At 56.7% G+C, this 22966-nt stretch carries 19 protein-coding genes; 10 read left to right on the forward strand and 9 right to left on the reverse strand.

What is annotated here, in order from left to right:
* Position 1: 1 nt before the first annotated feature.
* Entirely contained in the window at positions 2–1261 is a 1260-nt protein-coding gene (gene ispG / locus ACVDG4_RS20400) for a flavodoxin-dependent (E)-4-hydroxy-3-methylbut-2-enyl-diphosphate synthase (RefSeq protein WP_447236464.1), read from the reverse strand.
* 222 nt (positions 1262–1483) lie between these two features.
* Here ispG and ACVDG4_RS20405 point away from each other — a divergent pair, with 222 nt between their 5' ends.
* The 5 genes from ACVDG4_RS20405 (at position 1484) to ACVDG4_RS20425 (ending at position 6426) form a co-directional block, all read left to right on the forward strand.
* Positions 1484–2257, forward strand: a complete 774-nt coding sequence (locus ACVDG4_RS20405) for a hypothetical protein (RefSeq protein WP_447236465.1) — start codon at positions 1484–1486, stop codon at positions 2255–2257.
* A 54-nt stretch (positions 2258–2311) separates the two neighbouring features.
* Complete coding sequence (locus ACVDG4_RS20410; protein ID WP_447236466.1) at positions 2312–3211, forward strand: 4-hydroxy-3-methylbut-2-en-1-yl diphosphate synthase; 900 nt, start codon at positions 2312–2314, stop codon at positions 3209–3211.
* 117 nt (positions 3212–3328) lie between these two features.
* Positions 3329–4111, forward strand: a complete 783-nt coding sequence (locus ACVDG4_RS20415; RefSeq protein WP_395173785.1) for a 3-hydroxybutyrate dehydrogenase — start codon at positions 3329–3331, stop codon at positions 4109–4111.
* A gap of 36 nt (positions 4112–4147) precedes the next feature.
* Entirely contained in the window at positions 4148–5161 is a 1014-nt protein-coding gene (locus ACVDG4_RS20420) for a patatin-like phospholipase family protein (protein WP_447236467.1), read from the forward strand.
* A gap of 443 nt (positions 5162–5604) precedes the next feature.
* The gene (locus tag ACVDG4_RS20425; protein WP_447236468.1) at positions 5605–6426 is read left to right on the forward strand and encodes a pentapeptide repeat-containing protein; all 822 of its coding nucleotides are present in this window, start codon (positions 5605–5607) and stop codon (positions 6424–6426) included.
* 71 nt (positions 6427–6497) lie between these two features.
* Here the strand turns inward: ACVDG4_RS20425 and trpS are convergent, their stop codons facing one another.
* From trpS to ACVDG4_RS20460, 7 genes are all read right to left on the reverse strand, one after another.
* Positions 6498–7577: a tryptophan--tRNA ligase gene (gene trpS / locus ACVDG4_RS20430; RefSeq protein WP_447236469.1), complete on the reverse strand. Its 1080-nt coding sequence runs from the start codon at positions 7575–7577 to the stop codon at positions 6498–6500.
* 121 nt (positions 7578–7698) lie between these two features.
* Complete coding sequence (gene murJ / locus ACVDG4_RS20435; protein WP_447236470.1) at positions 7699–9261, reverse strand: murein biosynthesis integral membrane protein MurJ; 1563 nt, start codon at positions 9259–9261, stop codon at positions 7699–7701.
* Positions 9262–9307: 46 nt separating this feature from the next.
* On the reverse strand, positions 9308–12145 hold the full coding sequence (locus ACVDG4_RS20440; protein WP_447236471.1) for a [protein-PII] uridylyltransferase: 2838 nt from the start codon (positions 12143–12145) through the stop codon (positions 9308–9310).
* Between the two features lie 97 nt (positions 12146–12242).
* Positions 12243–12614: a helix-turn-helix domain-containing protein gene (locus ACVDG4_RS20445; protein ID WP_133952829.1), complete on the reverse strand. Its 372-nt coding sequence runs from the start codon at positions 12612–12614 to the stop codon at positions 12243–12245.
* A gap of 4 nt (positions 12615–12618) precedes the next feature.
* The gene (locus ACVDG4_RS20450) at positions 12619–13185 is read right to left on the reverse strand and encodes a Smr/MutS family protein (RefSeq protein WP_447236472.1); all 567 of its coding nucleotides are present in this window, start codon (positions 13183–13185) and stop codon (positions 12619–12621) included.
* Positions 13186–13189: 4 nt separating this feature from the next.
* Complete coding sequence (gene mltA / locus ACVDG4_RS20455; protein WP_447236473.1) at positions 13190–14281, reverse strand: murein transglycosylase A; 1092 nt, start codon at positions 14279–14281, stop codon at positions 13190–13192.
* 115 nt (positions 14282–14396) lie between these two features.
* A complete protein-coding gene (locus tag ACVDG4_RS20460) occupies positions 14397–15134 on the reverse strand; it encodes a Tim44/TimA family putative adaptor protein (RefSeq protein WP_409686549.1) in 738 nt (245 codons plus the stop codon).
* A gap of 254 nt (positions 15135–15388) precedes the next feature.
* On the opposite strand from ACVDG4_RS20460, the gene ACVDG4_RS20465 reads away from it, so the two are divergent.
* On the forward strand, positions 15389–15910 hold the full coding sequence (locus ACVDG4_RS20465) for an FxsA family protein (RefSeq protein WP_447236474.1): 522 nt from the start codon (positions 15389–15391) through the stop codon (positions 15908–15910).
* 116 nt (positions 15911–16026) lie between these two features.
* Positions 16027–17061, forward strand: coding sequence for an acyltransferase family protein (locus tag ACVDG4_RS20470; protein WP_447236475.1), 1035 nt, complete (start codon positions 16027–16029; stop codon positions 17059–17061).
* Positions 17062–17081: 20 nt separating this feature from the next.
* Here ACVDG4_RS20470 and ACVDG4_RS20475 read toward each other — a convergent pair whose 3' ends face one another.
* Positions 17082–17543 (reverse strand): hypothetical protein, encoded by a 462-nt coding sequence (locus ACVDG4_RS20475; RefSeq protein ID WP_447236476.1) that lies wholly within the window; start codon positions 17541–17543, stop codon positions 17082–17084.
* Between the two features lie 100 nt (positions 17544–17643).
* On the opposite strand from ACVDG4_RS20475, the gene polA reads away from it, so the two are divergent.
* The 3 genes from polA (at position 17644) to mtaB (ending at position 22954) form a co-directional block, all read left to right on the forward strand.
* Positions 17644–20613, forward strand: coding sequence for a DNA polymerase I (gene polA / locus ACVDG4_RS20480; protein WP_447236477.1), 2970 nt, complete (start codon positions 17644–17646; stop codon positions 20611–20613).
* 164 nt (positions 20614–20777) lie between these two features.
* Positions 20778–21689: a diaminopimelate epimerase gene (gene dapF, locus ACVDG4_RS20485; protein ID WP_447236478.1), complete on the forward strand. Its 912-nt coding sequence runs from the start codon at positions 20778–20780 to the stop codon at positions 21687–21689.
* Complete coding sequence (gene mtaB / locus ACVDG4_RS20490) at positions 21686–22954, forward strand: tRNA (N(6)-L-threonylcarbamoyladenosine(37)-C(2))-methylthiotransferase MtaB (protein WP_447236479.1); 1269 nt, start codon at positions 21686–21688, stop codon at positions 22952–22954. Before dapF ends, mtaB begins: the two co-directional genes overlap by 4 nt.
* The last annotated feature ends 12 nt before the right edge of the window (positions 22955–22966 follow it).

The following is a 22966-nucleotide window of genomic DNA, read 5'->3' on the forward strand; positions in this document are numbered from 1 at the left end:
ATCAGGCGGCATCGGTGCTGGTTGTTTTGCCGTCACCATAGCGCTTTTCGATGTATTCCAGCACCATTTGCTTGAACTCATCCGCGATGCCCTCGCCACGCAGTGTGGTTGCCTTTTCGCCGTCAATGAAAACGGGCGCTGAGGGTGTTTCGCCTGTTCCGGGGAGCGAAATGCCGATATCGGCGTGCTTGGATTCACCCGGTCCATTCACGATGCAGCCCATCACTGCAACGTTCAGGCTTTCAACGCCTGGATACTGTTCGCGCCACTTCGGCATTGAGACCCGAATGTGGTTCTGAATGTCCTGCGCCAGTTCCTGGAAGACCGTGGAGGTCGTGCGGCCGCAACCCGGACAAGCTGCCACCACCGGCACGAATGCGCGGAACCCCATAACCTGCAGGAGTTCCTGGGCGACCTGGACTTCACGGGTCCGGTCACCGCCCGGCTCTGGTGTCAGGGACACGCGGATCGTGTCGCCGATGCCTTGTTGCAGCAAAATACCCATCGACGCTGCGGAGGACACGATGCCCTTGGTTCCCATTCCCGCTTCCGTCAGGCCCAGGTGCAAGGCGTAGTCACAGCGGCGGGCAAGGTCGGCATAAACGGCGATCAGGTCTTGAACCTGGCTAACCTTGGCCGACAACAGGATCTTGTCGCGGCCCATGCCAAGGTTTTCTGCGCGTTCCGCCGATAACAGCGCGGATTGGATAATGGCTTCACGCATGACGGCGTTTGCCGAGACGGGGGAAGCGCTCTCTGCGTTCTCGTCCATCAGTTTTGTCAGAAGCTCTTGATCCAGCGAGCCCCAGTTGACGCCGATCCGCACTGGCTTGTCGTGCTTTTGCGCGATATCGATGATCTGGGAAAACTGTGTGTCGCGCTTGGCCTTGAACCCGACGTTGCCCGGGTTGATCCGGTACTTGTCGAGAGCTGCAGCGCAGTCTGGATAGTTGGTGAGGAGCTTGTGGCCGATATAGTGAAAATCGCCCACCAGAGGCACGTTCACACCAATGCGGTCGAGCCGTTCCTTGATATGCGGGACCTGGGCGGCTGCTTCTGCACGATCGACAGTGATCCGAACGACTTCCGAGCCTGCCCGCGCGAGCGCCGACACCTGCGCGACTGTTGAATCCGCGTCTGCGGTATCCGTGTTGGTCATGGACTGAACCACGATCGGCGCGCCGCCTCCGACCATCACTGAGCCGACTTTTACCCCAACTGATTTGCGGCGCGGCAGGGGAGTTGCGAAATCATCAATCATGGCAAGGCCAACCGGTTGTCGTTCATGCGTCCCATATGTGGGAGTGTGCCTGGGTTTTCCAGCGCATCAATAGGGTGTCTTCAAAAAAAGGGCAATGGCAGCGCGCTCGGTGGAGGCGGAACTTGCGCTTGTTGTCATTGCGTGCGTGCGGTTTGCCCCATATGACAAGCAAGATTTTAGCGGGGCATTGGTCCCAACAATAGTAACGTGGCGGGTTCGACAATGCTCAAACGGTTGCTGAGTGACGCGGCATCACTGGTCTTCGGACATCTTGAAACAGTCTTCCAGGTCTGCGGCGCCTGGTTTTTGATCCAGTTTTTGATTTCAATTCTGATTCTGACTGCGACCGCCGGTGTTCCCGCCGATGCCGAAACATTGCCACCAGCTGCAGGCTTGTTGTTGATGACGAGCACTCTCGTCGCGCTGATCTCGTCGGCATCCATATCCGTTGCCTGGCACCGGTTTGGCCTTCTTGGTGAACGGGTCGGCAATATTTATTTGCGCTTCGGTAAAATCGAAGTCCAGTTCATCTGGCGGATGCTTCTGATCGGTCTGTTTGGGTTCGCCGTTTCCCTGCCTCTCGTTTTTGTTGCATTCATGCCGTCGGAATCGGCATCTGGCCTGGCAATCATTGCGCTTGTTCTGGGCTTTGCCCTCGTCATCATGCCGTTTCTGATGCGGCTTAATCTGGTGCTGCCGGCGACCGCGATCGAGCGCCCAATCGGATTTGGCGAAGCCTTGCGGATCGGCAAAGGGCTTGGTTGGCGGATGTTGGTGGCCATCGTGGTTCTGTCTCTGCCCTTTGTTCTCGTGACAATGGGGCTTCAGTGGGCGCTTACGGTTGTTTCGATCGGCCTGCCTGCCTTGTTCATCCAGATCAAGGTGATGATCTTGAATGTGTTGTTGCAGATCATCGTGACCGTGCTTGGGATCTCAGTCATCACAGCGGGTTATCGCATGGCCATGGAAAGACAGACGCAAGCGCCGCAAAACTAGCGGATCGTCCGAAAAGACCTATCTTGGGTGAGAACCGGAATTCGAGGGGAACCCATGTTTATCACCGTTTTGGAACGGTCGCTTTCACTGGCGCAGCACAATATTGGAACGCTGTTCAAGACCGGCTGGGCTTACATTCTGGTGCTTGTCGCGCTCAACTTCGCGATCGGGTCTTCTTTGATGCCGATCGGTGGATTCAGCACCATTTCCTATATGACCGAACCGGTTGAGACGGTGGACGAGGGGGCACTGAGAGCACTTGCGGCCCTTGCGAACCTTTTGGTCGGATTCTCGATTGCCATTGCCTATGTCCGCAAGATCCTGATTGATGCGCGCGACTTCCCTCTGTTTGTGGGGCCCAGAACGTTCAAGGTGATCATCAACATGATTGTTCTGAACCTGATCGGGTTCTTGTCTTTGATCCCGCTCGGGATTGCCGCCAGCATCCTCGCTGCGATTACAGGTGGATTGGGCGCAATCGCGTTTCTCGCGGCGCCCTTCATCGCGCTGATGGTGACCCAGAAGTTCTCCCTCGTTCTGCCGGCTGCTGCCGTTGATGACCCCCTTACTTTCAAGGAAAGCTGGCGCGCCACCAACGGGCTTGGTTGGCCGATGGCGTTTGCGGCGCTGGTGATGAGCTTGCTTGCTGCCGTTCTTGTCGCCGGCGTTGGCCTGGTCCTGAGCCTCATGGAGAACTTTCTTGCCGCCAATGTGTTCTGGCAGCAGATCCGGTCAGCCGCTTTTCCAATGGCGACGATGCTGATCACGGTGTGGGTCTTCGCCAATCTCCACGCAACGTTTTACGGCATGGTCCGTGAGCGATTTGCTGCCCGCATTGGCTTGCGGGCCGAAGACCTGAAGCAGGTTGAAGAAACCCGCAGTGCCGCCGACGAAAAAACGCGGTCAAAGGCGCGCAAGGCTCTTGCCGGTGCGCAAAAAATGCGCCGCCGTTGAACGTGATAGACCGAAGTCAGCGGTTTCAGGCGCGAATTTCGATTCTCATGTTGCAGTGCGGCGATAACTGGTCAAAAGTCCCGCCAGACGTTTCATTCATTTCGGGAGGATTTTCTGATGCTCGCCAATAAGACAGCAGTTGTTACAGGGTCAACGTCCGGGATTGGCCTCGGTTGCGCCCGCGCCTTCGCTGAAAAAGGTGCCAACGTGGTCATCAACGGTCTCGGCGACGCCGATGAAATTGAAAAGACCCGCGCAGCCATTGAAGCTGATTTTGGCGTGAAGTGTGTCTATTCACCGGCCAACATGCTGAAAGGCGATGAAATCGCCGGAATGATCTCTGATACGCAGAAGGAATTCGGGTCTGTCGACATCCTGGTGAACAACGCGGGTATCCAATACGTTTCCCCGGTTGATGAGTTCCCGATCGACAAATGGGACGCCATCATTGCGATCAATCTGTCTTCTGCCTTCCATGCGATCCGCGCGGCGGTGCCGGGAATGAAAGAAAACGGTTGGGGCCGGATCATCAATACAGCCTCCGCGCACGCTCTCGTCGCGTCTCCGTATAAATCTGCTTACGTTGCCGCCAAGCACGGCATTGCCGGCTTGACCAAGACTGTTGCGCTCGAAGTGGCCGAGCAAGGCATCACCGTAAATGCGATCTGTCCGGGTTATGTCTGGACGCCACTGGTTGAAGCCCAGATCCCGGACACGATGAAAGCGAGGAACATGACCGAGGAAGAGGTCAAGAAAGATGTGCTCTTGAAGGCCCAGCCAACCAAGAAATTCGTCACCATCGAACAGGTTGCCGGATACGCTGTCTTCTTGTGCTCCGACACGGCGTCTTCGATTACCGGTGCCATCATGACGATGGATGGCGGCTGGACCGCTCAGTAAGTCAACAGACACAAGTCCGCAGGAGCGAAAAGAGCCATGTCAGATCCAAAAAAGATCAATCTGGCTTTGCAAGGGGGAGGCGCGCATGGCGCCTTCACCTGGGGTGTGCTCGATTGGTTCCTAGAAGACAGCCGGTTCGAACTCGACGGAATCACCGGGACATCCGCCGGAGCAATGAATGCGGTTGTGTTGGCCAGCGGCATGGAAGCTGGCGGGGAAGAGGGTGCGCGTGCAACGCTGGAAGCCTTCTGGCGCGAAGTCAGCACCGAGTCGCGCACCAGTCCCATTCAGCGCTCGCCGCTGGATGTGCTCCTGGGCCATTGGAGCCTCGATTATTCGCCGAGTTATCTCTATTTCGATGTGCTCTCGCGGTTCGCTTCGCCGTATGAATTCAACCCGTTGAATTTCAATCCCCTCCGCGACATCGTGGAACGGACGGTCGATTTTGAAAAGGTGCACTGCTGCTCCGGTCTGAAGCTGTTCATCGCAGCCACCAATGTCTTTACAGGCAAGATCCGAGTATTCAGCGAGAAGGAAGTGACGCTTGATGCAGTGATGGCTTCTGCTTGCTTGCCGCAGCTCTACCAAGCGGTGGAGATCGATGGAGAACCCTATTGGGACGGTGGGTTCATGGGCAATCCGCCGCTCTATCCGCTGTTTTATGAGACCGAAACGTCAGATGTCGTCCTCATTCAGATCAATCCGATCGAGCGGCGCGAAGTGCCCCGGACGGCTCGCGAAATCGTCAACCGTCTCAATGAGATCACCTTCAACTCCACACTCTTGAGGGAACTCAGGGCAATCGACTTCGTCACCCGCCTGATCGAAGAGGGCAAGCTGGACCGCAAGGAATACACCAAGGTGCATCTGCACCGGATTGCTGCCGAAGAACTCAAACCCCTTCAGGCCTCGTCCAAGCTGAATGCTGAGTGGGATTTCCTGACGCACTTGCGTGACGTTGGGCGCCAGACGGCAAAAGATTGGCTCGACCGGCATTTTGACGACATAGGCGAGCGCTCCACCATTGATCTGCGCAAAGAATTCGCTTGATCGCTGGTCAGCCGGTGCGGTCGGTTTGTTAACCTATCATTTAGAATGTTCGCAACTCGCCTTGCATATTGCAATGCGCGAGGCCTGAACAATATCTAAACAAATTCAGTATCTTGTGATTGCGGATACCGTAGATTCTAGATCTTGCGTGTTTGAATAAAGAAACCAATTGGCAAGCCTTTTGCTGCTTATTCGGCACGCTGATTGTCAGGTAGTGCGTCGTCAGCGACATTGCGAATGGAAGAAGCAGGCACCTGCGACCCCGCCTGTTTCTTCCGTTCCAACTTTTGCTCCCATTCAGGGATGCAATTCGCACACAATCTTCATGGTTTTCGGTTTTAGTGATCTCAGCTTACGATCCGGTTTTGGAGATCGTGAAATTCTTGGCCTTTGAACCGCCGCAGATCGCACTTATGTCAAGGGCTATGAAAAAAGGATCGGTTATGAAGAAGTCGGTTTTCAGCTTTTTGGCGGCAGGCGCGGTTATCGTTACCTTGGTGCCGCAGACCCGCGCGATGGAGTTGGATCCGCGCGTTCCACAAATTCTCGAAGACGGCGGCTGCCCGCGGTGTAATCTATCTCTTGCGACCTTGCGTGGGATGACGCTCGAGGGCGCAGACTTTCATCGGGCCAATTTGCGTGAGGTCGACCTCAAAGAAGCTGTGATGCCGAGATCGAACTTTGAACGATCCGATTTCCGGCGCACTGAGGCCGAACGGGCCGATTTTTCGGCCAGTGATTTTGCTGGTGCGTCGATGCGGGCCGTAGATTTGGAAAAATCAAACCTCAACAGTTCGATTTTCCGCGATGCTGATCTTCGCGACGCGGACTTGAATGCAGCTGTCATGACCGGCTCCACATTCGAGGGTGCAGACCTGCGCAATGTGACTTTGATCCGCGCTATTGCTCAGAACACATCGTTCAAATCCGCCAAATTGGACAACGCCAACCTGGAGCGGATGGATCTTCTGAATTCCGTCTTTCAGGGTGCTCGCATGCGCAACGTCAAGCTGGACCGTGCCCAGGCCGTCAATGCGGATTTTTCAGGAGCGGATTTGTCCGGGGCTCGCTTGGTCAGCACCAATTTGAGCGGCGCTAATCTGACAAACGTGGATTTCGACGGGGCCTTGTTGCGGCGGACGCGGCTGAAAGGTGCGGATTTGACCGGAGCTTCCAATCTCGACCCGAGCCGGATCATCGATGCTTGCGGAGATGAAAATACCAAGCTGCCTGACGGCATTTCTCTAGAGCCGTGCTCGTACTAAGCTCAGGTCATTGGAATGTAAGAAGGCCGGTGTTCGACGCGAACCCGGCCTTTTCTTATCGTCAGTTGGTTTTACCGGACGTCCAGAAAACCAATGATCTTGCGCACATCCTTCAGAACGGGCTCGGCAATCGCAGAAGCGTTTTCCGCGCCTTCCTTCAAGATCGCATCGATCTGAGCCGGATCGCCGGTCAACCGCCGCATTTCGTCCGTCATCGGAGCAAGCTTGGCAACGGCGAGATCTGAAAGCGCTGGTTTGAACGCAGAGAACTGCTGTCCGCCATACTCTTTCAGAACATCGTCTTTGGACATGCCATTGAGAGCCGCAAAGATGCCGACAAGGTTGTCAGCTTCCGGTCGGCCCTCCAGGCCATCGGTCTCGCTCGGCAGCGCGTCCGGATCGGTTTTTGCCTTTTTGATCTTCTTGGCAATTCCGTCCGCATCATCCTTCAGGTTGATGCGCGATAGATCTGAAGGATCGGATTTCGACATCTTCTTCGTGCCATCGCGCAGCGACATGATCCGGGTGGCCGGACCGGCAATCATCGGTTCGGTCATCGGGAAATAGAGCTCTTCCGGCAATTCGGGAGAAGGTGTCGGGTTTGGAATGCCAATCCCGAGTTCCTTGATCCGGGCGCCAAAGTCGTTGTTGAACTTCGCCGCGATGTCCCGGGTCAGTTCCAGGTGCTGTTTCTGGTCATCGCCCACCGGAACGTGGGTCGCGCGGTATGCCAGAATGTCGGCCGCCATCAAGTTCGGGTAGGCGAACAGGCCAACAGAAGCGTTTTCTTTGTTCTTGCCTGCCTTTTCCTTGAACTGGGTCATGCGGTTGAGCCAGCCCATCCGGGCAACGCAATTGAAGATCCAGGCCAGTTCCATGTGCTCACGGACCTGGGATTGGTTGAAGATGATCGATTTCTTGGGATCAATCCCGGCCGCCATATAAGCGGCCGTTACTTCACGCGTTGCGTTTGTCAGTTCACTCGGGTCCGGAAAACCTGCTGTAATCGCGTGGGAGTCCACGACACAGAAGATCGCAGGCATCTGGTCTTGCAGCGGAACCCAGCGCGACACGGCGCCAAGGTAGTTGCCAAGGTGGAGATTGCCTGTGGGCTGAACGCCGGAAAAGACACGGGGCTGGAACGCCGTCATTTCATATCCCTTATTGGTGCGGCCGGTTGGAAGGGCGCTGTGAATGTTTTGGGCGCGACGGGTGTAGGCCTCAGCGTGCTTCGATGCAAGCAAAGATGCCGTTCAGACAAGCGTTTGCGCGTCAGGTGTTGCGCCGCTTCAACGATTTCGCAAGACCAACCAGATCGCTGCCGCCGCTGATCTGCGCAAAAAGGGCGAATACGGCAATACCGATCAGCACCAGGGCTCCGAGGCTGGCGACCCTTATCAAAAGCCATCCATCCTTCAGGTAAGGCGCAAGGGCATCTGCTGCGAAATGAATGACAAGCCCCATCAACAGGCTCGCCAGAAGCACCAGCATCAGTTTTCTCAAAACCGTGGTGTCCGGGGCGAAATGTCCCCGCTTCCAAAGAACGATAACCAGGAAACCGGTGTTCACCCAACCGGCAATCGTGGTTGCCAGCGCGATCCCGACATGCTGCAGGAAGGGAAAGAAGGCGATCGACAAGGCAACATTCACCACCATTCCGATCGCCGCAAACTTCATCGGAGTTTTCGTATCCTCGCGGGCAAAGTAGCCTGGTGAGAACACCTTGTTCAGGACGAAAGCCGGAAGGCCGAACGAAAACGCCATTAAGGCAGCAGCCGTTCCTTCAACGGCGGCCTCATCGAACCGGACTCTTTGGAACAAGACTGAGACGATCTCGTCAGGAATAACCGCCAGCGCGACAGCTGCGGGCAAAGTTAGAACAAGAGAGAATTCCAGCGACCGGTTCAGGGTCTTTTGGTAAGCGGCTGTTTCGCCGGAGCGGAGCTGCCGGGTCAGGCTTGGCAACAGCACCACGCCGAAGGCAATCCCGATGACACCAAGCGGCAGCTGATACAGCCGGTCAGCGTAGTAGAGCAAGGCATTTGCCCCGTCCTGCATTGATGCAATCACCTGTCCGACTGCGATGTTGATCTGTGTGACGCCTCCCGCAATCACACCTGGAATGCCGAGCACCAGCAGGCGTTTGGCCGATTTTGTATAGCGCGGTCGGTAAACGGGAATGCGGAAGCCAAGACGCTTCAGATCAATCACCACCACGGTCAGCTGAACGATGCCGCCGAACGTGATGCCGAGTGTTAGGATGATGCCAAGAGTTGTGCTGTCTTCGACGCCCCAGAACAATACTCCGCCGAGCACCAGTCCCATGACCACATTCAGCATGACCGGCGCAAAAGCGGCGGCCGCAAAGCGCTGATAGGTGTTCAAAATGCCGCCAATGAACGCGAGCATCGACATGAAAATCAGGTACGGAAAGGCAATCCGCGACATCAAAACTGTCAGATCGAACTTTTCCGGATCAGACACGAAGCCCGGGGCTAAAGCCCAAACAACAATGGGCATGAAGATCTGGGCGAGTGCGGTCAGCGCGAGAAGGCAAAACAGCAAGGCCGATCCAATTTCACCGGCAAAGCGCCGGGCGCCCTCCTCGCCGTCTTCTTCGACAGTGCGCCCAAAAAGCGGAATGAAGGCGGAGTTGAACGCGCCTTCGGCAAACAACCGGCGGAACAAGTTCGGCAGCCGGAAGGCAACCACGAAAGCATCGGCCACCGGACCCGCGCCGACTGCGGCCGCGAGCAATACGTCCCGGACAAAACCGAGAACACGGCTCATGAGAGTGGCGCCGCCGACAGTTGCGAAATTCCGAACCAGGTTCATGCCAGCTGGGCTCCAGACACGGTGTACTTCTTTCTGAGATAGCCGCTCAGGACGCCTGACGGCGGACTTTGCGTGCAACCGGTGCGGCCGGATCCAGTTCCACCTGGCCTTCGACGGCAGCTTCCAGGCGTTCCCGGATAATTTCCTGACGGCCGATATTAGCGATTTTCTGGCCTGTCAGATCGGTCACATAAAACACGTCGACCACTTTTTCACCGAAGGTGGAAATATGCGCCGAACCGATGTTGAGATTGAGTGTCGCGATGGACCGGGTGAGGTCGTAAAGCAGGCCTGGACGGTCAAGGCCGGACACCTCCAGAACCGTGTAGTCATCGGACAAGGTGTTGTTCAATAGCACTTCACTGGCCACCTTGAAGGCCTTCATCCGACCTTTCACCGATCCTTTTTTCGCAACCGGTTCCGGGATTCTTTCATCACCGCGCAACGTTTTTTCGATCAATGCGGTGATGCGCTCGCCGCGGCGGCGTTCATCGTCGTCGCCCGGCAGCTCGCGGCCGATGAAAATCGTATCAAGCGCAAAACCGTCCGTTGTCGTATCGATCTGCGCATCAACGATATTGGCGCCTGTCGAATAACAAGCACCGGCAATCACCGAGAGGAGGCGCGGATGGTCCTGTGCCATGATTGTGAGCTCGGTGACCCCTTCAAAGGCCCGCGGTGTCACATCAAAAGAAAGCTGATCGCCGTTTTTGTCCGCCTTGTGCAACAGCTCTGCATGTGCGGTAAGCCGGTCCGGCTCCGTTCTCAGCCAATAAGCCGGATAATGGCGTTTCAAATAGGCCTTCCGGTCGTTATCGGTCCAATGTTCCAGCCGCGAAACCAGTTCTTCTTTAGCCTGAGAGATCGCCTGACCATGGGACATCTTGGAATGTCCGCCCGTCAAATGCGGTTCGGTGGCGTAGTAAAGTGTTCTGAGCAGCTGCCCCTTCCAGCCATTGAAAACACCCGGTCCAACGGCGCGAATGTCCGCGACGGTCAGGATCAGGAGCAGTTTCAAACGCTCATGAGATTGGACCGTATGGGCAAAGTCGGTGATTGTCTTGCGGTCCGACAGATCGCGCGACTGGGCAATCGTGCTCATGTCGAGATGGTGTTCGATCAACCACGCAACGGTTTCGGTTTCCGCTTCGTTCAACCCAAACCGCGGGCAGAGCTTGCGTGCCACCTTTGCGCCGGCAATGGAGTGGTCCTCCGGGCGCCCCTTGGCGATGTCATGCAGGAACATCGTGACATAAAGCAGTTTGCGGTTTTGCAACGTGCGGATCAGGTCCGTGGATAGGGGATGATCTTCGCCAGAGTCGCCGCGTTCGATCTCGGCCAGAACGCCGATTGAGCGGATCAGGTGTTCGTCGACCGTGTAGTGGTGATACATGTTGAACTGCATCATCGCGACGACCTTGCCGAACTCGGGTACGAACCGGCCGAGGACGCCGGTCTCGTTCATCTTCCGCAAGATCTTTTCCGGATGATTGCGCGATGTGAGCACGGACAAGAACAATCTGTTCGCTTCGGGGTCTTTGCGAACGTCGTTGTTGATCAGTTTCAGCGAATGGCGGATGAGCCGGGTCAGGCGCGGGTGCATGTTGTAATCATGCTTGTCTGCAAGCTGAAACACCCGCAGGAGGTTGACCGGGTCGGTCTCAAAGATGGTGTCCGCAGTCACACTCAGCCGGTTGTTTTCAACAACGAAGCCGGGTGCACCCTTGACCGGTTGCGGCGCATTGTTGTCCGACCGGCCAACACGAAAGCGCCGCATGATGCCCGAAATGCCGCGCCCGCGCGGGTCTTTCACATGTTCGTCTTCCAGGGCGGCACACAGAATGCGCGTCAGGTCACCGACTTCCTTGGCGATCAGGAAGTAGTGCTTCATGAAACGCTCGACATCCTTCATGCCCGGATGCTGGGTGTAGCCGAGCCGCACTGCAATCTCGCGCTGAACATCAAATGACAGCCGCTCTTCCGGGCGGCCGGTCAGGAAATGCAAGTGGCACCGGACTGCCCACAAAAAGTCCTCGGCACGGCGGAACCTCGTTCTTTCGGCCCGTTTCAAAACGCCGATTTTGACCAGCTCCGACTGGCTCGACACTTGGTAGTGATATTTGGCGATCCAGAACAACGTGTTCAGATCCCGCAGGCCGCCTTTGCCCTCTTTGATATTCGGCTCGACAAGGTAGCGCGACGTGCCCTGGCGGCGGTGCCGCTCGTCACGTTCCTGCAGCTTGGCGGCGATGAATTCGGAGCTGGTGCCTTCCACGACTTCCTTTTGGAAGCGGGCAACGAGGTCTTCGAACAGCTCTTCATCGCCCCAAATGTGGCGGGCTTCCAGAATGGCCGTGCGGATCGTCATGTCCGCCTTTGACAACCGGATGCATTCGTCGATGTTGCGCGTTGCGTGGCCGACCTTGAAGCCCAGATCCCAGAGCATGTAGAGGATGTACTCAACGATCTGCTCACCCCAAGGGGTCTGCTTGTACGGCAGGACAAACAACAGATCGATATCGGAACCAGGTGCCAGTGTGCCGCGTCCGTATCCGCCAACGGCGACGACCGACATACGTTCGGCTGCCGACGGGTTCTTGATCCGGTAGACGTGGTAAAGCGCGAAATCGTAGATAACCCGGATAATTTCATCCTGGATGAAAGACAGGCGCTGGGCGCACAAGAGGCCGCCACCATCATCGGCGAGTTTGTCTTCGGCAATTTTCCGGGCATCCCGAACTGCGGTTTTCAGCTCGCCCAGAACGGCGTTGCGGACCTTGGGGTCAGACCCCTCACCATCGGTCGCCTCAGTCAGCGCTGTCAGGCGCGTCCGCAGCGCATCGGCATCGATCAATCCGGAGTGGTCGTCTTGGGTGGATGTCATACCGATCTCAAACTTCCAAAATAGGTCATTGCCAAATTGCGGCGCGCGCGCGGTTTATAGCGCCTTGATGATAAGGACGTGTAAATACCGATGCACGTCAGATGTCGTCTTTTACGGCGGCAACGCGCAGTTGGTGCAGCAGCCCTTCGAGAGAGGCATCGGAAAGGCCGCCGATTTTCAGCGCGAGTTGATTGGCAAGTTCCGTTGCCTTGGGGTTCATGCCGGCAGTGTCGATGGTGATCCGCGGGTCGGAGAGTTCCGCAAGCCGCTGGATTTCCTCAGCTTCATCCCAGATCACGTTGAAGTAGGCAATGATCCTTTGCACCAAGAACCAGGTTGGTTTGCCGCGCTTGCCATGTTCCAGCGCAGACAGATAGGCACTGGAAACGGACAGGGCCGCTGCCATTTCTTTCAGGGAAACACCCTGTTTTGCTCTGAGTTCACGGATTTTGGCCCCAAGAGGTGTCACGTTCCTACCTGCGTCTTCTTATTCGCACATAAAGCGCGCCGGATCCGCCATGGGTCGTGTGGGCTTCTTCGTAGCCGACGACAAGGTGGCGAACATCCGGCATTGCCAGCCATTGCGGTACCATTCTGCGCAAAATTCCGCGTTCGTCCATATAGGCATAGCCGGGCCCGCCGCCCTTGCCGGTAATCACCAGCACGACCTTGTGTCCGCGCGCCTGGGCTTCATAGAGAAATCCGCGCAAGCGGTCATGGGCTCTGTCCTGCGTCAGGCCGTGCAGGTCGATCCGGGCGTCGATTTGTTTGACACCGCGCACCAGTTTCTTGCGGTACCGGTGCTCAAGCTGCCGCAATGGTGGCGGCGCCACAGGTTTCGCCGGTTCTGGTGGATGAATCGCGGTTGATGTTTTGGGAGATTTTGCAGCCGCCTTGGGTGTTGCATCTATGAACTGTTCCAGCTCTGCCATTTGAGCCTTGGCGCGCTCTGTATCAAGCGGTGTCGCTGTTTTGGTGACCTTGCCCCAGAGCTCCCGGTCTTCGGGAGACAGCATGCCCTTTCTGCCGCGCTTGCTCATGCCATCAGTTCCCGAGGCCAGTTGAGCGCCTGGGCAGCAACAGAGTAAAGGTGGCTCCATGCCGGATCTCACCGGCAATGCGTCCGGCGACGTCTCCGGAGCCGACAAAGATGTCGCCTCGGGATTGACCCCTGATTGCAGAACCTGTGTCGTCGGCCACCATCAGGCGGCGGTATTGCTGACCGGGTTGCTGTGGATCTTCAAACTCCGCGGAAACAAAGACAGGAACCCCATACGGCATGGCGCTGTCGTCAATTGCCAGACTTCGACCGGGCACGAGAGGTAGCCTTGCTGCGCCGATCGGCCCTTCGTCTGGTGCCGCTTCAGTGACTTCTCGGAAAAAAATGTAGGACCGGTTTTCCTTGAAAAGCGGGTCCCGGTCATCCGGGTTTTGTTCCAGCCAGCGGCGCAAGCCGGACATCGTGAAATCTTCCGGAGTGCCTTCACCGCGCTGAACCAAAAGCCGGGCGATTCCGGTGTAGAGGTGCCCGGTTTTTCCCGCATACCCGACCCGCATCGTCGAGCCATCAACGAGTTTCAGGCGCGCCGAGCCCTGGACATGAATGAAGTAGGCGTCGATCGAACTGCGAAGCCAGACCAGTTCCAGCCCCTCACCGTCAAGGGCACCATCCATGATGGCCCCGCGGTCGGGCATTTCGGTCACCTGGTTGTTGATCCTGCGGCCATGTGTCAGGTGTGTTGGCCACCCAGAAGGACGGGCCTTTGCCGGCACGTGAACGAGCCCATCGGGTTTTTTCAGAAGGGGCACGTTGAATTCGGCCGTTTTTTCCCGGGATGCGGCCACCTCAGGTTCGAAATACCCGGTCACGAACCCCGGCTCTCGAACCTGAAATGGCTCGAAATGGGTTTCAAAAAACGAACGCGCATCCTTTGACGCTAGCGCCGCCTTGCACAGCGCTTGGCGATGGCCTTTGGAAAGCTGGAACGGTCCCCTGTTTGCAGCTGACGGTGCACCAGGCCCACAAAACCGCTTGAACGCAACGAGTGCGTCCGCGTGCTGATCTGTTGGCCAACCGCTGAGATCGGCGAATTGGACTGGTATAAGATCGGCAGATTGGATCGGGCCTTGCGCCATGGCAGTTAAAGGTCCTGCAACAAAAAGAGACGCGGCAAAAGCCGCGCCCTTAAATAGTATTGCCAAACCAGACGGCCGCGTTGATCCGCGCATGCCTGCCGGGGCACTCACGAATTTACTCGGCGGATTCGGTCGCGACCAGCTTCCAGTTCGGATCCCGCGTAGCGGTGTCACGGGCGAAGGTCCAGATATCAATGACTTCCGTCACTTTAGCGGGGTCACCGTCAACAACTTCGCCGCCTTTGTCGCGTGTTGCTGATATCAGCTGGCTATGGATCCGGACAGTAACCTGTGCGGTGGTGTCCTTGAGGGCCGCTTCCACGATTTCGGCCTTGTCGATGCCAACAAACGTGGATTCAATTGTCTCACCGCGTTTTTCACGATCGTCAATCGCAGCGCTAAAACCTTCAAACACGTCACGGGACAGAAGATTTTTGAGAGCCTTCTTGTCGCCATCGGCAAACGCCATCACGATCATTTCGTATGCGGCTTTTGCTCCTTGCAGGAAAGGTTCGGGCTCGAAGCTTCGGTCAACGGACAGGATTTGCTTCAGCGCGTTGTTCAGTGCAGAGCCAGCCGGTGCGACCTTGTCGATGACGACTTCACCATCTTCTTCCTGCCGCGCCGGAGCCATGTCGTCGTAACCGTCCGGCGATTGTTGCCCCTGATGCGGCATCGGAATGACGTTGTCCTGGCCGTTGGCCTGACCATTTTGCTGCTCTGGCTTGGAGTACGGGTCAAACGGCGGGCGTTCCTCGCCGGTGCGTTTGCCGAGAACAGAGCGCAACCGGAACAAAATGAACACCGCCAGTCCAAGAAGCAGCAGATTTAGGGGGTCAAAAATTTCATTCATCTTCTATTCCGGCTACCCTTTCAGAGGCTGGTAGGCTGCCTCTGACTTGTTTTGCAAGGCCCGTGCGACGCACGTTTAGGTCAGATATGTTCTATTTAGTGGGTTCTTCAACCAGCATCCAGACCCAAGAGCAAGACTGAATTTGATCGAAGTGAACATTCCTTGCGACCGGCCGCTCGCATTTTTGTGACAGAGTGTCTACATCTCTGGGTCAGATAGTACAGATTTCCACCCTACCAGACGATGGAGCCTCCGTGGGACTTTATATCATAGCAGGCATTATACTCCTGCCTCTGATCGAAATCTCGGTTTTCATTTGGGTTGGCGAGCTTCTTGGGGTTCTGCCGACGATCCTTTTGACCGTGCTGACAGCCATGGCCGGCACACTCATGCTGCGTCAGCAGGGGCTGTCGCTTTTGATGCGGATGCAGAAGGAACTCGATGGAGGACGGGCGCCGGGCAACGAGGTCATGCAAGGCGCTATGATTGTGCTGGCGAGTATCCTGCTTTTGATCCCAGGTTTTGTCACGGACGCCATTGGTTTGCTGCTGTTTATTCCGCCGGTCCGCGAAAGTCTTGCGAAGTTCATCATCGCGCGCTCCAATGTTGTGATCATGGAGGGTGGAACCATGCGTCCGCGGAACGAGGACGGTGTTGTGGATCTCGATGCGGAAGACTGGAAAGAAACCAACCATGGCCCGGATGCCGGAAGCCAAACGTCCGGTCAGCCGCGCATCAGTCCCTGGAACGATGGGTCGGAAAAACCGAACTCATAGATTGTTTGCCATGTCCGCGGAAAATCACCGAAACGTGACTTTGCTTTATGCGTAATTTTTACCAGTTGCGCGCTAGACCTGCCCGGATTGGAGATTTCCGCAGCAGGTAAATGGTCATGGTACAGGCTCCGCGCGTTGATTGGGTAGATACGGCAAAAGGCATTTGCATCGTCTTTGTCGTCATGATGCACGCCGTTCTGGGTGTTGAGGCTGCGGCTGGAGAAACCGGCTGGATGCATGCGGTTATCGCCTTTGCCGCGCCCTTCCGGATGCCGGACTTCTTTCTGATTTCCGGTCTTTTCTTGGCTAACGTCATCACGCGGGACTGGAAGCTTTATCTCGACCGGAAAGTCGTTCATTTCGCTTACTTTTATGTACTCTGGATGACCATTCAGTTCGCGGTGAAAGCGCCGGTCTTTGCCGGTGAAATCGGCTGGGCGGGAGCTTTTCAGTTCTATCTGGTTAGTTTCTTTCAGCCCTTTGGAACGCTGTGGTTCATCTACATGCTGCCGATCTTCTTTGTTGTGTGCAAATTGGCGCATGACAAAGGCGTACCCTGGCAAGTGATGCTCGGGATTGCGGCCCTTTTGCAAATCGCGCCAATTCATACCGGCTGGCTTCTGGTTGATGAGTTCGCATCCCGTTTCGTTTACTTTTATGCTGGCTACATTTTCGCGCCGAAAATCTTTGAGCTTGCAGAATGGGCCCGGGACCGGGTCAGCCTGAGCCTCGCGCTGCTACTCGTCTGGGGCGTCATCAACGGTGGTCTGGTCTTTATCGGCTGGTCTGAGTTGCCGTTCGTGTCGCTTGCCCTTGGGGCGGCCGGGGCCGGGGCCATCATTCTCACCAGCGCGCTCATCGTCAAAGCCGGCAGCATGGATTTCCTGCGCCACTTCGGAGCGAACTCCATCGTGATCTATCTGGCGTTCTTCTTCCCGATGGGCCTCACGCGGGTGATCCTGCTGAAACTCGATATTCTTGATGTTGGCACAGTTTCGCTGATCGTCAACATTGTCGCCGTTATTGCGCCGGTGATCCTGTTGTGGGTCATCCAGAAAACCGGAATTGGCTGGTTCTTGTTCAAACGTCCGGAATGGGCCTATCTCGGCGGCACTTACGGCCGGAAAACGGCCCCGCAAGCGGCGGAGTGACAGGAGAATTTCCGCACCCTTCAAGCCTTGGACTTAGAGGCCTTGGCTCTCTCAAGCCTAGATGCCTTGCGATACGGGTGAATGATAAAGTGCTCTAGAAAAATCAAGCAAACAAAAAGAAGCAAAGCGACAGGGCCGACCTTACTAATGAGATCATAGCTATCGCTCTTGATTGCCATGAACATAAAGATCGAAATTGCAAAAAATGCAGGCGATAAAGCGCGGTATGAATACGCTTTAATCAGAGAAATCCACTCCCGGTCAGACCTAGTTTCTTCGAGCTTTTCGATCACAATGGCGTACCTGTCCAACACGCGAAATATCGCAATCCATAAAAGGGACAGGACAAGAACGGTGGATGCCGTGGCGAATTCAAATGTTTTTATGTCGAGCAAGAAAACATAGACGCCCGAAGCAACGAGGATAGAAAATCCAATATCGCTTTTTGATAAGGGCGCAGGAATTGATGTGGTTTTATCCATCAAAATTCGTCCATTAATTGCATATTTAATACATACACTCCTTCTGGAAATTTAAAATAGACTATTGCTCAACAGCGCGTTCAAGGGCATCGTCCGCGCCATGTCGACACAAGAAACTTCCGCTGCCCTCACCGCTGATGACCACCTAATCCTGGTCGACGGCTCGACTTTTATTTTCCGCGCCTATCACGCGTTGCCACCTTTGACGCGCAAGCCCGATGGCTTGCCGGTTGGTGCCGTCTCCGGCTTCTGCAATATGCTGTGGAAGCTGTTGCAGGAAGGCCTGACCCCGGAAGAAGGCGATGAGCCGACCCATTTCGCGGTGATTTTTGACCATTCCGCACAAACGTTCCGGTCCGACATCTATCCGGACTACAAGGCGCAGCGCCCGCCGCCGCCGGAAGATCTGGTGCCGCAATTCGGCCTGATCCGGGAAGCGACGCGCGCCTTTTCCACCCATTGCATCGAGCAGGAAGGCTTTGAGGCCGACGATCTGATCGCGACCTATGCCCGGCAAGCCGCTGAGCAGGGCGCGCGCGTGACCATTGTGTCCGGCGACAAGGACCTGATGCAGCTGATCGGCCCGAAGATCGGCATGATTGACACGATGAAAAATAAGACTTTTGGGGAAGCGGAAGTCTTTGAAAAGTTTGGCGTTGGCCCAGACAAGGTGATTGAGGTGCAGTCGCTCGCCGGCGACAGCGTCGACAACGTGCCGGGCGTTCCGGGCATCGGCCTGAAAACCGCAGCGCTCTTGATCAATGAATTCGGTGATCTGGAAACGCTGCTGCAACAAGCCGAAACCATTAAGCAGAAGAAGCGCCGCGAAAACCTGATCGAGTTTGCCGATCAGGCCCGCGTCTCCAAACAGTTGGTGACGCTCAAGCAGGACGTGCCGGTCGAAATTCCTGTTGCAGATCTTTCGGTTTGTGACATCGACGGGCCGAAGGCCGTCGGCTTTTTGAAGGCGATGGGCTTTTCGACACTCACCAAACGCGTTGCGGAAGTGACCGGAGCGGATCTTACCAATGTAGAGGCATCGGACCTTGAGGTTCCTGGCTGGGATGTGCCGGACCACAAGGGCCGGATAATGGACCGCCCGGGCGGTATGTCCGCGCCTGATGCCGTCAGCAAGAGTGGAGACAATGCTGCACCTGATGGACTGATGGTGCCGCAGACCGTGGCTGATGAGCGTGCGTCCAGGATCGGCGCAATTCCGGTCGATTCCAGTGCCTATGAAACCGTCACAACGCTGGAACAGCTGCAGCCCTGGATCGATGCGGCCTATGAAAAGGGCTATGTCGCCTTCGACACGGAAACCACCTCGCTCGATGCCATGCAGGCCGAGCTGGTGGGGATCTCCTTAAGCTCCGAACCGGGCAAGGCCTGCTACATACCGCTGACCCACAAGGACGGCGAAGGCGACCTTCTCGGCGGTGGTGGACTTTTGCCGGACCAGATCCCGCTCGACGATGCGCTGAAAGCGCTGAAGCCGATGCTGGAGGACCGCGGCGTCCTGAAGATCGCACAAAACCTCAAATACGACTGGCTGGTGATGACCCGCCATGGCGTTGACGTCGGCCCTTACGACGACACCATGCTGCTGTCCTACACCGTGGATGCGGGCAAGGGCGGCAATGGCATGGACGAGCTCTCGGAGCGCTGGCTCGGTCACAAGCCGATCCCGTTCAAGGAGGTCTGCGGCTCGGGCAAATCGATGATCACCTTCGACAAGGTGACGATCGACAAGGCAACTGCTTATGCCGCCGAGGATGCAGATGTCACCTTGCGCTTGTGGCTGATCCTGAAACCGCGTCTTGCCAGCGATCACATGGCGACGGTCTACGAGACATTGGAGCGCCCGATGGTGCCGGTGCTGGCGCGGATGGAAAGGCGCGGCATTTCCGTCGACCGCCAGATGCTCTCCCGTCTGTCCGGTGATTTTGCCCAAGGCGCGGCTGCGCTTGAAAGCGAGATCTACGAGCTTGCCGGCGAAACCTTCAACGTCGGTTCACCGAAACAGCTCGGCGATATTCTGTTCGGCAAGATGGGTCTTCCCGGCGGCAAGAAGACCAAGACCGGGGCCTGGTCTACCTCGGCGCAGGTTCTGGAGGATCTTGCCGCCGAAGGTCATCCGCTGCCGTCGAAAATCGTTGAGTGGCGGCAGCTGTCAAAGCTGAAATCCACCTACACAGACGCTCTGCCGGGCTACATCAACCCGGAAACAAAACGGGTGCACACCTCCTACTCACTGGCGGCAACTACCACTGGGCGGCTCTCTTCCTCAGAGCCGAACCTGCAAAACATCCCGGTCAGAACAGAGGCCGGCCGCAAGATCCGTCAGGCCTTTATTGCTGAAAAGGGTCAGAAGCTGATCTCGGCCGACTACAGCCAGATCGAGTTGCGCGTGCTCGCCCATATGGCGGACATTCCGCAGCTGAAAAAGGCGTTCGAGGACGAGCTCGACATTCACGCGATGACGGCAAGCGAAATGTTCGGGACGCCGATTGAGGGCATGGACCCGATGGTCCGCCGTCAGGCCAAGGCCATCAACTTCGGTATTATCTATGGCATTTCGGCCTTCGGCCTTGCCAATCAGCTGGGCATCTCACGCGGCGAGGCGGGCGACTACATCAAGACGTATTTCGAGCGTTTCCCGGGTATCAAGGAATATATGGAAGCGGTCAAGAAACAGGTCCACGCTGATGGTTATGTCACCACGATTTTTGGCCGTAAGGCGCATTATCCGGACGTGAACACCAAGAACCCGAACATGCGCAACTTCTATGAGCGGGCGGCGATCAACGCGCCGATCCAAGGCTCGGCGGCCGATATCCTGCGCCGGGCCATGGTGCGCATGGAAGACCGTCTCACCGCCTCAAAGCTGGACGCGCAGATGTTGCTGCAGGTGCATGATGAACTGATTTTTGAAGTGCCGGAGGATCAGGTTGAGGCGACCATCCCGCTCATCAAGGACGTCATGGAAAACGCTTGCGATCCTGCGCTGAAATTGTCGGTGCCGCTCCAGGTCGACGCTTGCGCCGCCGACAACTGGGATGAAGCGCACTAAGAAGCACGACGGTTCAGCACCGCCATGCCGTCATTGCACATCTGCACTGCCAACCCTTTGGGTGGAGAGATCTGGTAATTTCTTCACAAATCCGCCATATAAGGCGGACTATGGCGATGAAATGCGCCTGGATCTCAACACCCAAAAGATAAAGCGCACCCGGTATGGCGTCTGAAACCAGACCCTTTTTGAAGATGAACGGCCTTGGCAATGATTTCGTGGTCTGGGACGCGCGGGAAAAACCGCTGCGCCTGACCAAGGATCAGATTGCCAAATTGGGCGATCGGGAGCATGGCATCGGCTTTGATCAGATGATCACGGTGGAGCGGTCGACTTGTGGTGTCGATGCCTTCATGCGCATTCATAACAGTGATGGCGGTCAGGTCGACGCCTGCGGCAACGCCACGCGCTGCATCGGCCGCCTTCTGATGGAAGAAAGCACCAAGGATCTCGTCACCATCGAGACCAATGCCGGGCTTCTGCATGCCTTTGACGCTGCCGGTCTGCGAAATGTGACCGTCGACATGGGCAAGCCGCGCCTCGACTGGGATCAAATCCCCTTGGCTGAAGAGTTTGCCGATACACGGGCGATCGAGCTGCAGATCGGGCCGATTGACGAGCCGGTCCTGCACACGCCGGCCGTCGTCAATATGGGCAATCCGCACGCGATCTTCTGGGTCAAGGATGTCGAGGCCTATGATCTGGCTCGCGTTGGCCCGCTTTTGGAACGTCATCCGATCTTTCCGGAAGGTGCGAACATCTCTTTGGCGCATGTTTTCGATGACAATCAGATCCGTGTGAAGGTCTGGGAACGCGGGGCCGGTCTGACACTTGCCTGCGGCACAGCCGCGTGTGCTGTCGGGGTTGCAGCTGCGCGGGACGACAAGACTGGACGCAAAACCACCATTCACCTGCCCGGCGGCCCGATCGGCATTGAATGGCGGGAAAGGGATGGTCATGTGCTGATGACTGGCCTGACGGAAGTTGAATTCGAGGGTGAGGTTGATCTCGAGACGCTCACATGGCGCAAGACGGCCGGCGGAGACGCGCCCCTGGAAGCTGGGGCCGCGTCATGACCATCGGCGTCGTAACTTTTGGCTGCCGGCTCAATTCCTACGAGTCGGAGGTGATGAAGCGTGAAGCAGAGGCCGCGGGTCTCAAAAATGCCATCCTCATCAATACCTGCGCGGTGACGAATGAAGCCGTGCGCCAGGCGCGCCAGGCCGTGCGCAAGGCCAAGCGCGACAATCCGGACGCCAAGGTCATTGTTACCGGCTGTGCTGCGCAAACCGAAACCGATACGTTTTCGGAAATGAACGAGGTTGATCTGGTTCTCGGCAACACCGAGAAGCTGGAGCGTAAGTCCTACGCCGATGTCGCAGCGTTCGGCATTTCAGAGACCGAGAAGGTGCGCGTCAACGACATCATGAGTGTCGAGGAAACCGCCGGTCACCTGATCGACGGTTTGACCGGCCGTGCCCGGGCATTCGTTCAGGTCCAGAACGGCTGCGATCACCGCTGCACGTTCTGCATCATTCCTTATGGCCGCGGCAATTCCCGCTCCGTGCCGATGGGTGTGGTGATCGACCAGATCAAACGGCTGGTCGGCAACGGTTACAATGAGATCGTCCTGACTGGTGTTGATATCACCTCCTATGGTGCTGACCTGCCGGGCGAACCGAAACTCGGCACCTTGACCTCAAAGATCCTGAAGATGGTGCCGGACCTCAAGCGGCTGCGCCTGTCCTCGATCGACTCCATCGAAGCGGATGAGGATCTGATGCAGGTGATTGCGGACGATCATCGCTTGATGCCGCATTTTCATCTGTCTTTGCAGGCGGGTGACGACATGATCTTGAAGCGGATGAAGCGCCGCCATTTGCGCGCGGATACGATCAAGTTCTGCGAAGATGTCCGCAAGATGCGCCCGGATGTGGTGTTCGGCGCCGATATCATCGCCGGTTTCCCGACAGAAACCGAAGAGATGTTCTTGAATTCACTCAGGATCGTCGACGAGTGCGGCCTGACACACCTCCACGTCTTCCCATTTTCGCCGCGTCCGGGAACACCGGCGGCGCGGATGCCCCAGCTTGACCGGAGCATCATCAAGGAACGCGGCGCGCGTCTGCGTGAAAAGGGCGCGCAAGTTCTTGCGCAGCATTTGGCGATGGAAGTCGGCAAGGTCCGGCCCGTTCTCATAGAGAAGGAAGGCCTTGGCCGCACGGAACAGTTCACCCAGGTTGAACTTGCAGGCGGTACGGCCGGAGACATTGTCGAAACGAGAATTATCGGCCATACCGGACGCCATCTTTTGGGCGAAGCCCTTTCCAAGGCGGCTTGAGCGGCGGCCGAG

Source organism: Roseibium sp. MB-4 (assembly GCF_053005265.1).

Bases quoted from the DNA above. Each gene is read 5' to 3' on its own strand.
- ispG (WP_447236464.1), bottom strand. From the start codon at position 1,261: ATGATTGATGATTTCGCAACTCCCCTGCCGCGCCGCAAATCAGTTGGG.
- ACVDG4_RS20405 (WP_447236465.1), top strand. From the start codon at position 1,484: ATGCTCAAACGGTTGCTGAGTGACGCGGCATCACTGGTCTTCGGACAT.
- ACVDG4_RS20410 (WP_447236466.1), top strand. From the start codon at position 2,312: ATGTTTATCACCGTTTTGGAACGGTCGCTTTCACTGGCGCAGCACAAT.
- ACVDG4_RS20415 (WP_395173785.1), top strand. From the start codon at position 3,329: ATGCTCGCCAATAAGACAGCAGTTGTTACAGGGTCAACGTCCGGGATT.
- ACVDG4_RS20420 (WP_447236467.1), top strand. From the start codon at position 4,148: ATGTCAGATCCAAAAAAGATCAATCTGGCTTTGCAAGGGGGAGGCGCG.
- ACVDG4_RS20425 (WP_447236468.1), top strand. From the start codon at position 5,605: ATGAAGAAGTCGGTTTTCAGCTTTTTGGCGGCAGGCGCGGTTATCGTT.
- trpS (WP_447236469.1), bottom strand. From the start codon at position 7,577: ATGACGGCGTTCCAGCCCCGTGTCTTTTCCGGCGTTCAGCCCACAGGC.
- murJ (WP_447236470.1), bottom strand. From the start codon at position 9,261: ATGAACCTGGTTCGGAATTTCGCAACTGTCGGCGGCGCCACTCTCATG.
- ACVDG4_RS20440 (WP_447236471.1), bottom strand. From the start codon at position 12,145: ATGACATCCACCCAAGACGACCACTCCGGATTGATCGATGCCGATGCG.
- ACVDG4_RS20450 (WP_447236472.1), bottom strand. From the start codon at position 13,185: ATGAGCAAGCGCGGCAGAAAGGGCATGCTGTCTCCCGAAGACCGGGAG.
- mltA (WP_447236473.1), bottom strand. From the start codon at position 14,281: ATGGCGCAAGGCCCGATCCAATCTGCCGATCTTATACCAGTCCAATTC.
- ACVDG4_RS20460 (WP_409686549.1), bottom strand. From the start codon at position 15,134: ATGAATGAAATTTTTGACCCCCTAAATCTGCTGCTTCTTGGACTGGCG.
- ACVDG4_RS20470 (WP_447236475.1), top strand. From the start codon at position 16,027: ATGGTACAGGCTCCGCGCGTTGATTGGGTAGATACGGCAAAAGGCATT.
- ACVDG4_RS20475 (WP_447236476.1), bottom strand. From the start codon at position 17,543: ATGGATAAAACCACATCAATTCCTGCGCCCTTATCAAAAAGCGATATT.
- polA (WP_447236477.1), top strand. From the start codon at position 17,644: ATGTCGACACAAGAAACTTCCGCTGCCCTCACCGCTGATGACCACCTA.
- dapF (WP_447236478.1), top strand. From the start codon at position 20,778: ATGGCGTCTGAAACCAGACCCTTTTTGAAGATGAACGGCCTTGGCAAT.
- mtaB (WP_447236479.1), top strand. From the start codon at position 21,686: ATGACCATCGGCGTCGTAACTTTTGGCTGCCGGCTCAATTCCTACGAG.